At 69.1% G+C, this 15,551-nt stretch carries 10 protein-coding genes; 4 read left to right on the forward strand and 6 right to left on the reverse strand.

All coding sequences use genetic code 11. From position 1 onward, the window contains the following. Positions 1-707 precede the first annotated feature (707 nt). The 3 genes from UA75_RS05330 to UA75_RS05340 form a co-directional block, all read right to left on the reverse strand. The gene (locus UA75_RS05330) at positions 708-1,748 is read right to left on the reverse strand and encodes a TRM11 family SAM-dependent methyltransferase (RefSeq protein WP_075743436.1); all 1,041 of its coding nucleotides are present in this window, start codon (positions 1,746-1,748) and stop codon (positions 708-710) included. A 407-nt stretch (positions 1,749-2,155) separates the two neighbouring features. After that, on the reverse strand, positions 2,156-3,064 hold the full coding sequence (locus UA75_RS05335) for an alpha/beta fold hydrolase (protein WP_075739306.1): 909 nt from the start codon (positions 3,062-3,064) through the stop codon (positions 2,156-2,158). A gap of 480 nt (positions 3,065-3,544) precedes the next feature. Continuing rightward, positions 3,545-5,038 carry an alpha/beta hydrolase gene (locus UA75_RS05340; protein ID WP_075743437.1) on the reverse strand — a complete coding sequence of 498 codons (1,494 nt, stop codon included), beginning with the start codon at positions 5,036-5,038 and terminating at the stop codon, positions 3,545-3,547. Positions 5,039-5,337: 299 nt separating this feature from the next. On the opposite strand from UA75_RS05340, the gene UA75_RS05345 reads away from it, so the two are divergent. From UA75_RS05345 to UA75_RS05355, 3 genes are all read left to right on the forward strand, one after another. Beyond that, positions 5,338-6,531 (forward strand): sensor histidine kinase, encoded by a 1,194-nt coding sequence (locus tag UA75_RS05345; protein WP_075739307.1) that lies wholly within the window; start codon positions 5,338-5,340, stop codon positions 6,529-6,531. Then, complete coding sequence (locus UA75_RS05350; protein ID WP_075739308.1) at positions 6,524-7,201, forward strand: response regulator transcription factor; 678 nt, start codon at positions 6,524-6,526, stop codon at positions 7,199-7,201. Before UA75_RS05345 ends, UA75_RS05350 begins: the two co-directional genes overlap by 8 nt. Positions 7,202-7,529: 328 nt before the next feature. Further along, positions 7,530-8,066, forward strand: coding sequence for a pyridoxamine 5'-phosphate oxidase family protein (locus UA75_RS05355; RefSeq protein WP_075743438.1), 537 nt, complete (start codon positions 7,530-7,532; stop codon positions 8,064-8,066). 283 nt (positions 8,067-8,349) lie between these two features. Here the strand turns inward: UA75_RS05355 and UA75_RS05360 are convergent, their stop codons facing one another. After that, positions 8,350-9,294, reverse strand: coding sequence for an SDR family oxidoreductase (locus UA75_RS05360; RefSeq protein ID WP_075739309.1), 945 nt, complete (start codon positions 9,292-9,294; stop codon positions 8,350-8,352). Between the two features lie 466 nt (positions 9,295-9,760). Here UA75_RS05360 and UA75_RS05365 point away from each other — a divergent pair, with 466 nt between their 5' ends. Then, complete coding sequence (locus UA75_RS05365; protein WP_075743439.1) at positions 9,761-10,600, forward strand: helix-turn-helix transcriptional regulator; 840 nt, start codon at positions 9,761-9,763, stop codon at positions 10,598-10,600. A gap of 420 nt (positions 10,601-11,020) precedes the next feature. Here the strand turns inward: UA75_RS05365 and UA75_RS05370 are convergent, their stop codons facing one another. Both UA75_RS05370 and UA75_RS05375 read right to left on the reverse strand, forming a co-directional pair. Further along, positions 11,021-12,427 (reverse strand): endo-1,4-beta-xylanase, encoded by a 1,407-nt coding sequence (locus tag UA75_RS05370; RefSeq protein WP_272482003.1) that lies wholly within the window; start codon positions 12,425-12,427, stop codon positions 11,021-11,023. A gap of 967 nt (positions 12,428-13,394) precedes the next feature. After that, on the reverse strand, positions 13,395-14,939 hold the full coding sequence (locus tag UA75_RS05375; RefSeq protein WP_198044227.1) for a GMC family oxidoreductase: 1,545 nt from the start codon (positions 14,937-14,939) through the stop codon (positions 13,395-13,397). Positions 14,940-15,551: the final 612 nt, after the last annotated feature.

The raw sequence follows: 15,551 nt of genomic DNA on the forward strand, positions 1-15,551 counted from the left end.
GCTCGGCACGGAGGGCGCAGGCTCAGGGATGCGCGGGCGCAGTCGCGCAGCCGTGACGACAGTGGGCGGTAGCACTCACGCCGCGCCACGACGAACCACCCGGACGCCTCGATCGCCAGGACTCGGCGTTCTTCGACGACACAGCCCCGGATGCCCTCGGTCAGGTCGATGCTCGGGTGCCGGCTCAGCCCCCGCGTGCGGCTCATATCGGCCATGGGGTTGGGCGATTCGGGAACCGACGACCGTATGAAGATCGGCGGTGGACCCATCTGCTCCGCGGCGAGCCGATGGACCTCGGATACGCGGACCGTTCTCCCGGTTCCGGGATTATGGACTTGTCCCACGGAATTCCGGTCGGCGAGGACACGGCGGCGACATCGTCGAGGGCCGCAGCCGAAGAAGTCCGTATGACTGCTCCGCGCCGGTGCAGCGGGTCGGTTCCATCGCGAATCGGGTCTCGGGCGGATGGATGTTCCTGGGGCGAACGAAACTTCCCCGTAGTTGTTGAGGGCACGGTCGGGAATCGTCCTCAACGGGCCGCCGCACAGCAGGCAGGAATGGCGGACGTCGTACTCGGATGACGGGACAGGCGACATGAATGGAATCTTCGGGATAGGTCGGGCGGGGAAGGCGGCTGCCTCGGATCACCAGCTGAGTACAGGTTTCGTGTCCCGTCGGCGGGATGGCGATCGACCGCGGTCCCCGCGCTATACCGGGATGCGCGCCACCATGATGTCGCGGACGATCGCCTGATCGACGCGGTGTACGAAGCCCCGGTGGATCTCGCTGTCGAGCGGCTCCAGCCCGGCGGCCCGCAACACCTCGAGAACGTCGTCCCGGCCCGCGACGTTGGTGTTCCAGGAGATTCCGAGCGCGCCGCCCGGGCGCATCAGCTCGAGCCAGGAAGGCAGCGCGGCGTCCAGCAGGGCCAGCGGCCCGCGCCGCAGGCCGTCCTGACGGCTGTGGCTGCCGTGCTGAACGCCATAGGGCAGGTCGGTCACCAGCAGGTCGAACGACTGGGCCCGGAACGCCTTGCGGCCCTCCGTCGTATCCAGGTTGCAGACGCTGAGGTGCTGGACGTCGCCTTCCTTGTACCGACTCTTGTCCGGCGCCATCGTGACGGTGAGCTGCTTGCCGAGCACCTTGCCGTCGCGGCGCAGCCGCGCGATCTCGGCGCTGTGCTTGAGCCTCTTGTTCTTCAGATAGGTTCGGATGAACGCCGAGTAGGCGTCGAAGTCGCTCTTGTCGATGTCCACGCCGGTCGCGTCGTACCCGTACATCAACGCCTGGTTCAGCGTCGTGCCGCGCCCGCACAGCGGGTCCAGCACGGAGAAGCGCCGCGAGCGCATCCGGTCCCCGAACGCCGAGCTCCAGAGGGTGACATTGAGCAGCAGCTTGGTGAACTCCTGGTTGGTCTTGCCCGAATACTTGAGGATGGTGAGCAGATCGTCGTCGTATTCCTGTAGCGGATTCAGCGGTACGGGCGCGAGGAGTTCCCCCTCCCGCCGGAAGAGCGCGTAGACGGTCGACAGATTCGACAACAGGTCGGATTCGTCCTCGGTCAGCGGCGATTCGGTGGAAAACGTGACGTAGCCGATTCCGCCGATCGTCCGGTGCTCGATCGACTGCAGCCTTCCGGCGAGTACGGCCTGGTTCAGTACCTTCAGTTCGGCGACCATGAGATCGATCGCCGACCGGGCGTATACGCGGTTCGCCGAGGGCAGGAGAAGGGCAGCATAGGTGACCACAGGATGCCTCCACATCACGGCGCGCGAGGAGCAGACCTTATCAATGCTGGTCTTCCGCGCCCTGCCTCGGCCCACTGCCTCCGCCGGAAGGGCTGACTGCTCATGAGCACGGCAGCCGGCCGGCTGCTGCTGTCCGGGGCTTGCACTGGCACGCGGGATGCAGCCACACCGTGGCCGAGTGGATTCGGATGCTGCCGCACCGCCGTCGTCTCAGGTCGTTCTGGAGCACAGCCCGGACGGCCTCGGTAAGGCGAGCAGATCGCAGGCGGTCCGATCCGCAGGGGAAGGAGCGCCTCGGGAGCGCGCCGCAGCGGAGGTGCGGGTGCGCGGTGCTGGCGAGTGGTCCGCGCGGACGTGCCGCCACCGGCCGATGGAACAGTTCCGCGTCGAATCGGCGGTCTGTCGAATCACGGGGAGCCGGTCATCGACTCGATCACGTGGCGAACGACGGTGTCGGGATCCTCGTAGGGGACCTGGTGGGTGGCGTGCTCGGCGACGACGACGCGACCTCCTGGCGCCAGCGCTGCCAGCAGGCTGTGGCTGCCGTCGACGTGGGCGCGGTGGGCGTCCGGCATCCGCTCCGGGCGGCGACCTGCGGAGATGACGGTCGTCGGGACCGGAGGGAAGTGGGCGTCTGAGCCGCCGAGGATCCCAGCCACCTCGGTGAGATGCGAGTCCATCCGGGAGAGGGTGTCGGCCAGTTCGCGAATCGCCTGCGGCGTTCGGTAGAAACCGGTCGTCTGTTCGATCATCTCGTTCGTCGCCTCGGGGCCTGCGAGCCGGGCGCTCATCCGCATTCCGGGCCGAGTATCGAAGAACCCGTGCGCGGACGCCCATCCCATGACGCGAAGCTGCGCGACCGCGAGGTGTTGCAGTGGAACCCGCACGGCCTGCGGAGTGGGCGGCGGAGTGGTCGGCGTGGGGTCGACGAACACCAGACCTGCCACGTCCCCTGGATGCCGTACGGCGTGTACTGCCGAGACGAGACTCCCGTAGGACCAGCTGACGACGATCGCAGGCTCGATCTCCAGGGCACGGAGCAGCTCGTGCAGGTCGTCCGCCATCGCCGTGATGGTGCGTCGTGGTGTCCCGGCGGATCGTCCGACGCCCCGGCGGTCGTAGGTGACGACCGTGGCGACCTCGGCCAGCCGCTCCTCGACGACCGGCCCCCAGGCGCCGCCGACGCCCTGGCCGCTGCCTGCGGCCTCCAGCACCACGGTCGGCCCCTTGCCTCTGATCCGGACGCACAGGGCGTCGCCGCCCAGCTCGATCAGTCGAGGAACGTCGTGGAAATTCTTCGCCCATACAGTCGTCATCGGACCCCGTCTCTCCCCAGTCGAACTCTCATCGGATGGCCGTTCCGCAGGGCTTCTCGTGGACCGCTGCCCGGACGCGCTGAACGCAGCGGCGGCCCCGGTTCAGGTCGGTCCGGTCGCCGTGCTCGTCCCACGACGCCTGTCTCCGGTTGATCGGTCCGGCGACACGGCCCGGCGGGCATGCGAATGTGCCTCACACACGACATTGCTTCCGCGCCTATCGCAGTAGCGGTGCGGACGCCCTCCATGGCAGTCAACCTAGGTTGACGCCGCCTGCAAGTCAAGCGGCGGCCCGCTGAGTACTGAGCATCCTGGCCATGCCTGTGACGTCGCGCCGATTCGACCCACCGATCGAGACGGGACGGACCGTGACATCGGCGATGGTCGACTTCGGGAGAACCGCGCACTGCGGGGGTGGGGCGGCCATGGCCGCCCCACCCCCGCGATGGGAGCGTCGTGACTCGTCTCGTCGCCTGCGGTTCAGGCCGCGTCGCAGGTCAGGTTCTTCTCGGGCATCGTGCCGTCGACGAGGTATTTCGTGGTGACGTTGAGTGCGCAGGGGTTGTCGCCGAGGACGTAGACGCCGTGGCCGCTTCCGTCGACGCTGACGAGTCGGGATCGGTCGCCGAACTTCTCGTCGAGGAGTTCGCCGCCGCGCAGCGGAGTGACCGGGTCGCGCTGGTTCTGCACGATCAGGACGTTGGTCGGGCCGTCGTCGTCGACTGCCACCGGCGGCTCGAGGGGCTCCTGCCAGTACGCGCACGGCGTGATGTTGGCGGCGGCCGCGCCGAAGAGCGGGTACTGCTCGCGGTCCTCGGCGACGGCTCGTTCGTAGGTCTCGACGTCCTCGGGCCATTCGACGTCGTTGCAGGTCACCGCGAGGAAGACCGACCAGCTGTTGTCATGCGGCGAGGGCGCCACCGGGTTCGTCTGCGCGTTGCTCACCGGCGCCTCGGAGTGCAGCAGCGACTGCCAGTACTGCGCCATCCCGCCATACGACGCCTCCCGGTAGAGCGTCGCGAAGGTGGCCAGCCGGAAGACCTGGCCGTTGATCCCCTCCACGGGGGCCTCGTCGAGTCGCTCGGCGAGGGTGAAGTAGGTCTCGCGGACCTCCTCGGGCGTGCTGCCCAGGCCGTAGGCGTCGTGCCGGGCGGCGGCCCACTTCTCGAAGTCGGGGAACGTCTCCTCCATGCCCTGGCCGTACCGGCGCATGCCGTCGTGGTCGAGGTGGGTGTCGCCGATGTTGCTGTCGAGCACGATCCGGTCGGCGCGTTCGGGGAACATCGAGGCATAGGCGGCGCCCAGCGCGGTCCCGTAGGAGTACCCCAGGAAGCTGGCCTTCTCCTCACCGAGTGCGGCGCGGATCCGGTCCAGGTCGCGGGCGATGTTCGCCGTCGACAGGTGTCGCAGTCGTCCTTCGTCGTCGTTCGCGGCGCACTGCTCGGCGACGCCCTGGGCGATCGCCGCCTGATCGGCGACCCCGGCGTCGTCCACCGCGTACGGCGGGATGTTGCCTGCGTACTCCTGATCGCCTGCGAAGCCGCAGCTCACCGGAGTCGAGTGTCCGACGCCCCTGGTGTCCATGCCGATCAGGTCGTAGCTGTCCAGGACGCTGGCAGGCATGCCCTGGGTGCTCAGGAAGTTGGGCTGATCCAACCCGGTCCCGCCCGGACCACCGGGGTTCAGCAGCAGCACGCCGCGCCGCTTGTCCGGGTTCTTACTGGCCAGGCGAGAGATCATGATCTCGATCTGCTCACCGTCGGGGTCGCTGTAGTCCAGGGGCACCGGCACGGTGGCGCACTGCAACTGCGCCAGGTCGTCGGGAACATCCTCGGGACACTCGCCCCATTCCACCGGTGGAGCAGGCTCGTCGCCCGGTCCGGCGGCCGCGGCAGGCATTCCGAGCACTGTCCCGGTGAGCCCGAGTACGGCCGCCAGGATCACACCTCGCCCGACGCTCCGTTGACGATCCATCTGTTTCACACTCCCGACGAGAACGCACAGTGGGGCTGGTCGACTTTGCGGACCCGGCGCCCTTGAGCACCGTTCCGGCCACGCCAACAGGTGGACAGCCGCCCTTGCTGTCGCGTTCTCGATCTCGTTTCTGGTTGTTCGGGTACCGGAACGAGTCTGGCCGTCCGACGCTGCCCGCACATCGGACCGGCGGCTCGAATGGTCTTCGACGAGAGTCGAGGCGGTGATTCGACCAGAGTCGAGGACGCCCCAGCCCTCGGTCTACTGCGTCGGCAGGGAGGCGTCGCGATAATGACCAGGTGAAGACGGACGTCGCGCCACGACTCGGGGGGTGGCAGCAGGCCTGGCGGCTGGTGGCGGCTGCGGCACTGGGCATTCCCTTCTGGCTCGCCATCGGTGCGCAGCTGCCGCCGGGATGCGCGGCCGACACGTGTTCCTGGTTCGCCACCGTTGATCCGCTGGTCGCTCTTGGCTGCCTGACGGTGCTGCTGTGGCGGCGGCGGTTTCCGCTCGCCGTCGCCACGACGGTCGCCATCGCCTCGACCGCGTCGGCACTCGCCACCGGTGCCGCGCTGCTGGCGCTGTGCTCGATCTCCGCTCGTCGCCGTCCGGTCGAGATCGGGATCGTCGTGCTGGCCTACGTGACCGCGTCGCAGTTCGCTCTCGGGCTCTACCCGATCCGGGCCGTGCCTAGCGCGATCTGGCTGCAACTCGCACTCCCGTTACTGAGTGCGGGCATCGCGGTGGCCATCGGCGTGGCCATCGGCGCCCGGCGGGTCGAAGTGCAGTCCTTGCGAGAACGCGCGGAGAGCGCGGAACGGGAACAGACCGCACGAGCGGCGCAGGCACGGGCTCTGGAACGGAACCGGATCGCGCGAGAGATGCACGACGTGCTCGCGCACCGGATCTCGCTGGTCGCCATGCAGGCGGGCGTGCTGGACCACCGCAGCGATCTCACCGCCGAGGAGAACGGCGTGCTGATCCGCGGCATCGCCGAGGGCTCGCATCAGGCGCTGGAGGAACTACGCGACGTCCTCGGGGTGCTCAGGGCTGACCCGGGTGCCCCGGAACCGCCACAACCCTCCCTTGAGCGGCTCCCCGAGCTGGTCGCCGACGCCCGCACCTCCGGACTGGACGTCACGCTCACCACCACCGTGACCGCGACACCACCCGATGCCGTCGGACGAAACTGCTACCGAATAGTCCAAGAAGGATTGACCAACGCCGCCAAGCACGCCCCCGGCGCACGCGTACGCATCACCCTGGACGGAACGGCAGGAGACGAACTCCACATCAGCGTCCGCAATTCGCGGGCCACCCAGGAGATCGGCCGATCGCCGACGTCGGGATTCGGCCTTCTCGGCCTCACCGAACGAATCACTCTCGCGGGCGGAGAACTCGACCACCACGCGACACCCGACGGCGGATATCTCCTCACCGCGCGGCTGCCCTGGCCCAGGCCGTCATCACGAGAAGAGAGCACGAGTGGATAACGAGCGGGAGCCGGTTCGAGTCGTCATCGTCGACGACGACCAACTGGTGCGGATGGCGCTGCGGCTCGTCCTCGACGGTGAACCGGACCTGACCGTCGTCGGAGAGGCGGCCGACGGGGATGCCGCGATCACCGTGGTGGACGAGCAGCGGCCGGACGTCGTGCTGATGGACGTGCGGATGCCCGGCCGGGACGGCCTCAGTGCGACGCGGGAGCTGCTCACCCGGCCCGCGCCGCCGGGGGTGCTCATGCTGACGACCTTCGACTCCGACGACCTGGTGCTCGGCGCACTGCGCGCCGGAGCGCTCGGGTTCGTCCTCAAGGACACCCCGCCGTCGCGGATCGCCGAGGCGGTGCGGACCGTCGCGGACGGCAACCCCGCGCTGTCCCCGGCGGCCACGGCACGGGTGATCGCCGCAGCCACCGGGCCGCACTCCGCCGAGGCTCGCAGTCCGGCCCGCGACGCCGCCCGAAAACGGCTGTCCACCCTGACCGAGCGCGAACTCGATACCGCTCGGGCCATCGCGGACGGGCTGGGCAACCCGGAGATCGCCCAACGGCTGCACATCAGCATCGCGACCGTCAAAGCGCACACCGGCAACATCTTCGCCAAGCTTGCGGTCGACAACCGGGTGCAGATCGCACTCCTGGTCCGCGACGCCGAGCAGTGACCAGGGCAGGCGCCACGAAGCCGATGCTGTTCGAGGAAGCTTCGCCGAGTCGCTGACGTACACCGACCGGTGAGTTGCGTCGCTGTCGACCACCGGTCCCGGAGCGGCGAGGACGGTGACCGGCGAGCCGGCGTCACCACGGCGGGCGGCGTCTCGTCGGAGGAGATCCGCGGTTGTTCGCGGGCGGGGCTGCCGTGTTCCGACCGGCCCGACCGAAGGCGGGTCGCAACCTGACAGCAGGTGTCAGGTTTCCGCTTCAGACTGGCTCCGTCAGTCGGCCCCGACACTCGAGGTGGGCCGAGACCTACGGATGAACGAGGGTGCTTCCATGCGAGAGACCCCCGAGGACCTCACCGAACTGCAGGCGCTCCTGGACGCCTCGCTGCTCCGCTCGACCCCGCACCTGCGCTCGATCATCAACGCCGAGAGCACTCTGAGTGCGGAGCAGCTCACCGGGGTCCTCACCGGGATGTGCACGCTGGCGCTGTCCACGGTGACGGCGAAGGGCGAGCCGAGGATCAGTGGCGTCGACGGCCACTTCCTGCACGGGAAGTGGCACTTCGGCACGGCGGTAGACGCTGCCAAGGCCCGTCATCTGGCGGCCCGTCCCGCCGTCAGCGCCGCACACCTGCGTGGTGAGGACCTGGGGGTGTTCACCCACGGCGTGGTGGAGGTTCTCAACCCCAGGAACGGCCAGCCTGCCGAGGACTGGCCCGATCTTCTCGCCTATCTCAAGGGCTTCTACGGCGACGACTTCTTCGACTGGGACGAGGGCATCGTCTACTACCGGCTGCACCCGCACTGGATGACCGTCTACGCCGCCGACATCGCCAAGCTCGCCCCCGATCGAGGCGCCGAGGCGTGATCGGTTTCGTTCGCGGGCAGGCGCGGGTGCGCCCCTGCCCCGGCACTTTCGGACGTCGAGGCCGCCTGCCCACCTTCGGACGGCCTGCCGAATCGCGTGTCGATCAGCCTCGGCGACACTCGGACCGCCGTCGTGGAGGCGCCTCGGGTGTCACAGCACTCGCCATCCCGTGGCGGGCCGACGGCGGCCACGCCACCGCTGAGGACCACTCACCAGGGGCCCCGGGGGAGAGGGGGACGGCAAATTCGACAGGCCTCTCGATCGGCGCGTCAGGCGAGCACGGTCAGACGACGGGGAACGTGGTCGTGGTGAGCTGCTCGGAGACCTCCCAGATGCGTGCCGCGTCGTCGGCGCTGCGCAGCGGGCGGTACAGCTGTTGTTCCGAGGGCGGGCCGCCGAGGTTCCCGAGGCCTCGCGGGCCGTAGAGCGTGCCTGCCTTGGCGTCGGGGCCGGTTGCGGCCAGGAGGGCGGGCAGCTTCGCGGTCTCGACGGTGCCCAGCAGGATGCGGCGGGCCGAGAGTGCGCGGATCAGCCGGACCGCAGCCGTGTCCTGGCTGCGGCCGAGTTCCGGCCGAGCGGCGAGCAGACTGGTGGGGGCCACTCCGGGATGGGAGAGGTTGCTGGTGATGTCCCACCCGTGGGCCTTGCTGCGCCGGTCCAGCTCGAGGCCGAACAGGCCGAATGCGATCTTGGACTGGCTGTAGGCGCGCTGCCCGTGGTAGCCGCGCTCCCAGTTCAGGTCGTCCCAGTTGATGGCGCCGCTACGGGCCGCGATGCTGATCTGCGAGGTCACGCGGGCACGACCGGCGCGCAGCAACGGGAGGAGGTGGCCGACGAGGGCGAAGTGACCGAGGTGGTTGGTGCCGAACTGGAGTTCGAACCCGTCGGTCGTGGTCTGCCTGCTCGGCGGGGTCATCACGCCCGCGTTGTTGACGAGGAGGTGGACGGGCTGCCCCTCCGCACGGAGCGTCTCGCCGAGCGCCGCGACCGACTCCAGCGAGGACAGATCGAGACTGCGCAGCGAGAGCTTCGCCTTCGGGATGCTCTGGTGAATCGTCGCGATCGCATTCGCGCCCTTGCGAGTGTTGCGCACCGGCATGATCACCTCCGCGCCTGCCTCGGCCAGTCGGGTGGCGATTCCCAGGCCCATCCCGTCACTCGCGCCGGTGACGATCGCGCGCTTTCCGGACAGGTTCGGCACGGTGACGTCGATGGGCTGACGTGACATTCTTCTGCTCCTTCTTTCGGCACGGGCTGTGTCGCGGTCGTCGGTGCGGTACGTGTGTCGCCCGGATCTCGCCGCGACTCCCGCCGCCGCCGGGCGGACATCTCGGCGCAGGCGTCCCCGGCGCGAGCGTCGGTGATCACGGCATCGCGTCGCCTGCCTCGTGCTGGTCTGTGCTGGTCTGGGGGGGTGGTCGAGCACCACATTCGCACCCGACGACGCGTACCGCGGTGCCATCGTCTGGCGACCCCGCGTGTCGAACCGGGCCTCTCCGCGGGCTCGGTCCCGCTCGCTGCTCTCGTCCTCGGATCACGTCATCGATCCTGGGGCGACGGCGGCGTGGTAACCACGGCCTCCCGATCCGAGGCTCGCCAGGTCACGCCTCGCTCGGGAAGGGGGGATCGGCGGGCCGTGGCCTGCTGTGCTCGCCAGCGGTAGAAACGAGCAGGACCCCAGAAGGAGGAGCGTGTTGATCGACCGCACCGGGCTGGCGCAGTTCCTTCGCCACCGCCGTGAAGCGCTGCAACCCGAAGACGTCGGCCTGCCGCGCGGGCCGCGTCGTAGGACCAGCGGACTGCGGCGTGAGGAGGTCGCCTCGTTGTGTCATATGTCGGTCGACTACTACTCCCGACTCGAACGGGAACGCGGACCGCAGCCGTCGCATCAGATGCTCACCTCGATCGCCCAGGGGATGCACCTGTCACTCGACGAACGGGACCACCTGTTCCACCTCGCCGGGCACAACCCGCCTACCAGGGGCACGCTCAGCGAGCACATCAGCCCTGGTCTGCTGCGGGTGCTCGATCGCCTGAACGACACCCCGGCGGAGATCGTCACCGAGCTCGGGGAGACCCTGCGGCAGACCCCGATGAGCGTCGCACTGACCGGGGACACCACGCGCTACACCGGACCCGCCCGCAGCAAGGGATACCGGTGGTTCACCGATCCCGCCTCGCGAGAGATTCACGCGCCGGAAGAACATCCGTTCCTGACCCGGATGTACGCCTCCGGACTACGGAAGATCGTCACCCTTCGCGGCCCCGGCTCTCGGGCTGCGCACCTCGCCGAACTGCTCTTGGCCCAGAGCGAGGAGTTCCGACGGGTGTGGGACGACCACGAAGTGGGGATACGCCCGCACGAGTCCAAGTACTTCATCCACCCCGAGGTCGGCGCCTTGGAACTGACCTGCCAGATCCTGGTCGATCCCGGCCAGGTGCACTCCCTGCTCGTCTACACCGCTGTTCCCGGCAGCGAGAGCTATGAGAAGTTGCAGGTGCTGTCCGTCATCGGAGCGCAGTCACTTCGGTGACGCACACGGTGGCGAGGCGCCGTCGAGGGCCCATCCGCCGACGCGTGCTGCGGCGCGGGATGGAGCAGTCCCAGGGTGTTCACCCTCGCGGTGGGCCTGCGCAGGCTGATCCGCGATCCGATCTGTGCCTGCCGATCGGCGCGGTCGTGGTCGCCTGCTGCCCGTTCGCGGCCACGGCGACGGGCCACGGCCTGGTCTGTGCCGAGGCCGAACCCCCGACCTGCTGCGGCCGCGATGGTCGAGGGACCTGGACTCAGATCTCGGGCCCGGCGGGGAGGTGTGAAGCGCCAGCGGCCGGGGATCGGCTAGCGCAGCGGGGTCTGGTGGCGAAGCCTGTCGCCTCGCCACCAGACCCCGGACGCCGTCGGATGGTCCGGGCACGCCCGGCACGCGCCCGGATCACCGAGGCGGGTCGGATGGTCAGCCGGTGCGGCAGGTCACGCTGGGTCGGTTCCAGTTGCCCCCGTGCCGGATGGTGAAGCCGAACACGTTGCCGTTGCCGTTGGGACGCGCAGTCATCACATTGCCGCTGGAGTCCCAGGAGGCGTTGGTGTTCCAGGTGGCGATGACCTGCTGCGGGCTGTTCACCGTGACGGTGACGATCCAGTTGTTGGTTCCGGAGACGGTCACCTGGCCGTTGAACCGGTCGCCCCACTGCTGACCATCGGCATAGGTCGTGGTGCAGCCACCAGGGCCGGGCGGGTCGGTCGGCGGATCGGTGGGCGGGTCGGTGGGCGGCGCCTGGCCGCCGTTGAGCACCTCCAGAACGGCGTGGTAGGCGGCCTTCTTGCCACCGGAGTTGTCGAACAGCAGCGGGGTGCCCGAGGCACGCCAGGAGTCGCTGTCGCGGATGCCCCACACGGTGATGCCGGTGCAGCGGGCGACCGCCAGGCACGCCTGGGTCACGCCCCGGTAGTTGTCGGCCTGGCTGCTGCCGGAGCCCTCGATGTCCAGTTCGGTGATCTGGACGTCGACGCCGAGGTCGGCGAAGTTCTGCAAGGTGGTGTGGTAGTTGCTCGGCACCGGGCTGGCGCTGTTGAAGTGCGCCTGGAAGCCGACGCAGTCGATCGGGACGCCTCGGGACTTGAAGTCCTGCACCATGCGGTAGACGGCCTGGGTCTTGGCGTGCGACCAGTCGTCGGTGTTGTAGTCGTTGTAGCAGAGCTTGGCGCCCGGATCGGCCGCCCGCGCAGCGCGGAACGCGGCCTCGATCCAGTCGTTGCCGGTGCGCTGGAGGTTGGAGTCACGACGTGCGCCCGAGGAGCCGTCGGCGAAGGCCTCGTTCACCACGTCCCACGAGTGGATTCTGCCCCGGTAGTGGGTCGCCACCTGCGTGACGTGGTTCAGCATCGCCTGACGCAGCGCGCTGCCGCTCATGTTCTGCATCCACTGCGGCTGCTGGGAGTGCCACGCCAACGTGTGCCCGCGAATATCCATGCCCTGCTGGATCGCGTGGTTGACGATCCGGTCGGCGTTGCCGTAGTTGAACTGACCCTGCTGCGGTTCCAGGGCATCGATCTTCATCTCGTTCTCGGCCGTGACCGAGTTGAATTCGCGGTTCAGGATGCCGACGTAGGTCGAGTCCGAGAGCTTGTTCGCCGCCACCGCCGTACCGAAGTAGCGACCGGTCCGCTGCGCCGCCTCCCACAGCGTGCCTGCCTGCATGGGCTGTGGCGAATGGGCCTCCTCGGCCGCGTTGCGTGCCTCACCGGCCGCGAGGGCGCCGCCGGTTCCGGTCATCGCGGTCAGCATTCCGACCAGCATCAGCATTGCCGCCGCCAACGCCGTGGCGGCCACCGGTCCCATCCTTCGTCTCGTTCTGATCATGGTGCTCTCCTTTGAGCAGACCGATGGGGCGTCGGTGACGGGTGCTCACTCACCCCATAAACGACTCCTAAAGTTTCGGGAAAATGATGGAAACTGTCAACGGGCAATCCGGGCCTTCGTCGATTTACTTCCTCGAGTGGGCAGATGCGCGAATCGCCTGCGGCCACTTCGGCCAATGTGCGTTAGGCCTCGTGGATTAGCGGCTGTTCCGAGAAGGTCGTCGCGGTGTCGAGGTCGGCGGCTGGCGGCGGTCGCGACCGAAGACGGTGGCAGGTGGTCCGATACAGGAGTCGAAACTTTCTGTCCTGTGGGCGGGGGCTTTCTGCGTGCAGCCGATGCGGTGCGCGTCGTCGCCCAGCAGCAGAAGGGCGGTGCGCGAACCGATCGCAGCGTCTCTGCCGCGCTGGCGCGCGCCGCCCTCAGTCGTCGTTCACCCGACCACCTCGGCCATCCGCCCAGGGCGCTGTCTGACGGAATCCGCCGAACGGTGGCGTCGGCCCTGCGGATCGCCTTCGAAGGCCGTACCGGAGGCGGGGGAACCGGCTTCCTGACGGCCCCCGCGTTCCTGACGGGCGTGAGCAGCCCTTGGCGCCGCCCTGCCCTCCGCTGCGCGTTCGCCGCGTCGAGCAGCCGTTGCAATCCCGTCCTGTCCAGCTCGCCGCCGGAGAAGGCGACCAGTCGGTCCACCGGGATGGACGCCGTCATCCGCGCGAGGTCGGTGCCCAGCTCGGCACCCGAACCCGCTGCGGCCGCCGGATTCGCGCTGCCCAGGGCCTCCTCGATCATCGAACCCGCACGGATTCCGACGGAGAGCCTGCCGCCGGTCCTGACTGATCCGGATTCCGGGGAGTCGCTGCATCCGCAACGCGCCAGTGCGCCCGAGAGCGTGGCGACGGCCCTCGCGACGGCGTCGGCCGCTCACACGTGTCGCCGATCAACTCACGGATGGTGCAGGCCGCGGACTCGATCAGGCGCCGTTCCCATCACGCATCGAGGCGGCGATCTTCTCGCCGACGAGGATCGCGGTCAGATTGGTGTTCGCTCGCGTCACCCACGGGAACACGCTGGCATCGGCGACACGCAGCCCGTCGATGCCGAGCACTCGCCCTGCCGGGTCGACGACGACCCCCGGATCGTTCGGGTCGCCCATCCGGCAGGAGCCGCTCGCGTGCACGGTGTCGGTGACGTTGGCGAGGGCGAACTCGGCGAAGTCACGGTCCGACATCGTCGCCGCCAGCGGAGTCATCTCCGCGCCGAAGCCCATGACGGCGGTGATCTTCCGCAGCTCCGGCTGCTCGGCGATCGCCCGCATCTCGTCGATCACGGCGCGGAACCGCCGCAGGTCGTCGGGGTCGGACAGCATGTTGAAGTCGACCGTCGGGTCGATGGTCGGGTCGGTGGCGGCGAGCAGGACTCGACCGGTCGAGGTGACCCGGTTTCCCCAGCCGATGAGCCCGGCGACCGGGACGCCGATGCCCAGGGCGCCCGGCGTGGCCACCATGGCGTCGTTGACCTCGTCGCCGATCCCAGTGGTGAAGCGCAGGCAGAGCTGACCGCGTTCCGGGTGGCCGCCGTAGTCCGGCGGCTCGTGCAGGCCGAGGGTCATGACCATCCCCGGATGGTCTTGGAGACCGTGTCCGACGGGGAGGTCCGCGAGGGGTTCGATGCCCAGCCGTCGAAGGTCCGCGGCGGGGCCGATGCCGGAGCGCTGCAGGATCGCGGGCGAGTGGACGGCACCCGCCGACACGACGATCTCGGCCGCGCGGAACTCGGTGACCTCGCCGTCGACGATCGCCCGCACCCCGACGGCGCGGCGGCCCGCGAAGATGATCCGGTCGACCAGGGCGTTGCCCACCACATGGAGGCCGGGGCGCTCGCGGGCCGGTTCGAGGTAGGCGTCGTTGGTCGAGACCCGTCGCACGTCGAAGCTGTTGAACGCGTACGGGGACACGCCGGTCGAACCCGGCGCGTTGTGATCCGGCGCCCACGGGTGGCCCATCCGCTGGGTGGCCTGATCGACGGCCGACTCGACCGTGGCGAAGTCCTCGCGGCGCGGCCTGCGGATCGGGGTCGGCCCCTCGGCGCCGTGGTACTCCTCGCCGCCGAAGTCCCGATCGTTCTCCATCTGGTTCAGCAGCGGCAGGACGTCGTCGTAGCCCCAGCCGGTGCAGCCGTTCGCCGCCCAGCCGTCGAAGTCCTCCACGGTCGCCCGGATCGCGAACAGCCCGTTGATGGCGGAGCTGCCGCCCACGCCGCGCCCCCGGACATACGGAATCGGGGGCTGTGTCGCCGACCTGGTGGCCTGCAGATTCGGGAAGGTGTGGGTCGCCGCCAGCTGCAGCGCCACCTTGATCTTGCCGGGTTCGATGCTCTGCAGCTCGGCGGACGTCTCGGCGGAGCGGTAGTCCGGGCCCGCCTCGAGCACCAGTACGCGTCGGTGATCGTCCTCCGTCAGTCGGGACGCGACTGCCGCCCCCGCAGATCCGGCGCCGACGATGATCGTGTCGTACACAGAGCCTCCATTTTCCGTCGTCGTGGTGCGGGGCGTCTGGAGCAGTGGCGGTCGCCGTCGGCTGTCTCGGTGCGGGTTCTCAACCGTCGGATCGAAGCCGCGAGGGAACTGACTCGGCGCCTGCCCGCGCGAATCGCCTGGTGCGCCCGGCCGGTGAAGAACAGGAGAAACCGTGCCCTTGCGGCACACTCAATTGATTGCGAGCTACGTCACAGTCCAGGGCAGGTCCGGAATCGGCCCGGCCTGCCCCCCGCGCACCCGCGCGGAAGCCGTCTCCGCCCGCGGAATGCGGATCGCGTGCCTGGCGCGTGGCGAACCGGCTCGGCGGCTGGTCCGGCGCCCGGTACTCAAGTCGGAGAATGTGCAGCCGGGCGAGGCGCTGGTCCGGCGGTGGCGGCCGGTGACAAACCTGCTCCGACGCCCGGCGGGTTGCCGTCGCTGAGGCCTGCTGCGCCTTCTTCTCGCCTGGCCGGACGAGGTGCGATGGCAGGACTGTCGGACTGCGGGGTCGCAGGCTCGAGTCCGCGATGGGCGAGTGGGGCTCATCGAGATGCACCGACTGTCGCCGATGTCCTGAAGTCTCCTGGGCTGCCGTCGGCAGGCACGAGATCC

This window comes from Actinoalloteichus sp. GBA129-24, assembly GCF_001941645.1.
Lineage (GTDB): Bacteria > Actinomycetota > Actinomycetes > Mycobacteriales > Pseudonocardiaceae > Actinoalloteichus_A > Actinoalloteichus_A fjordicus.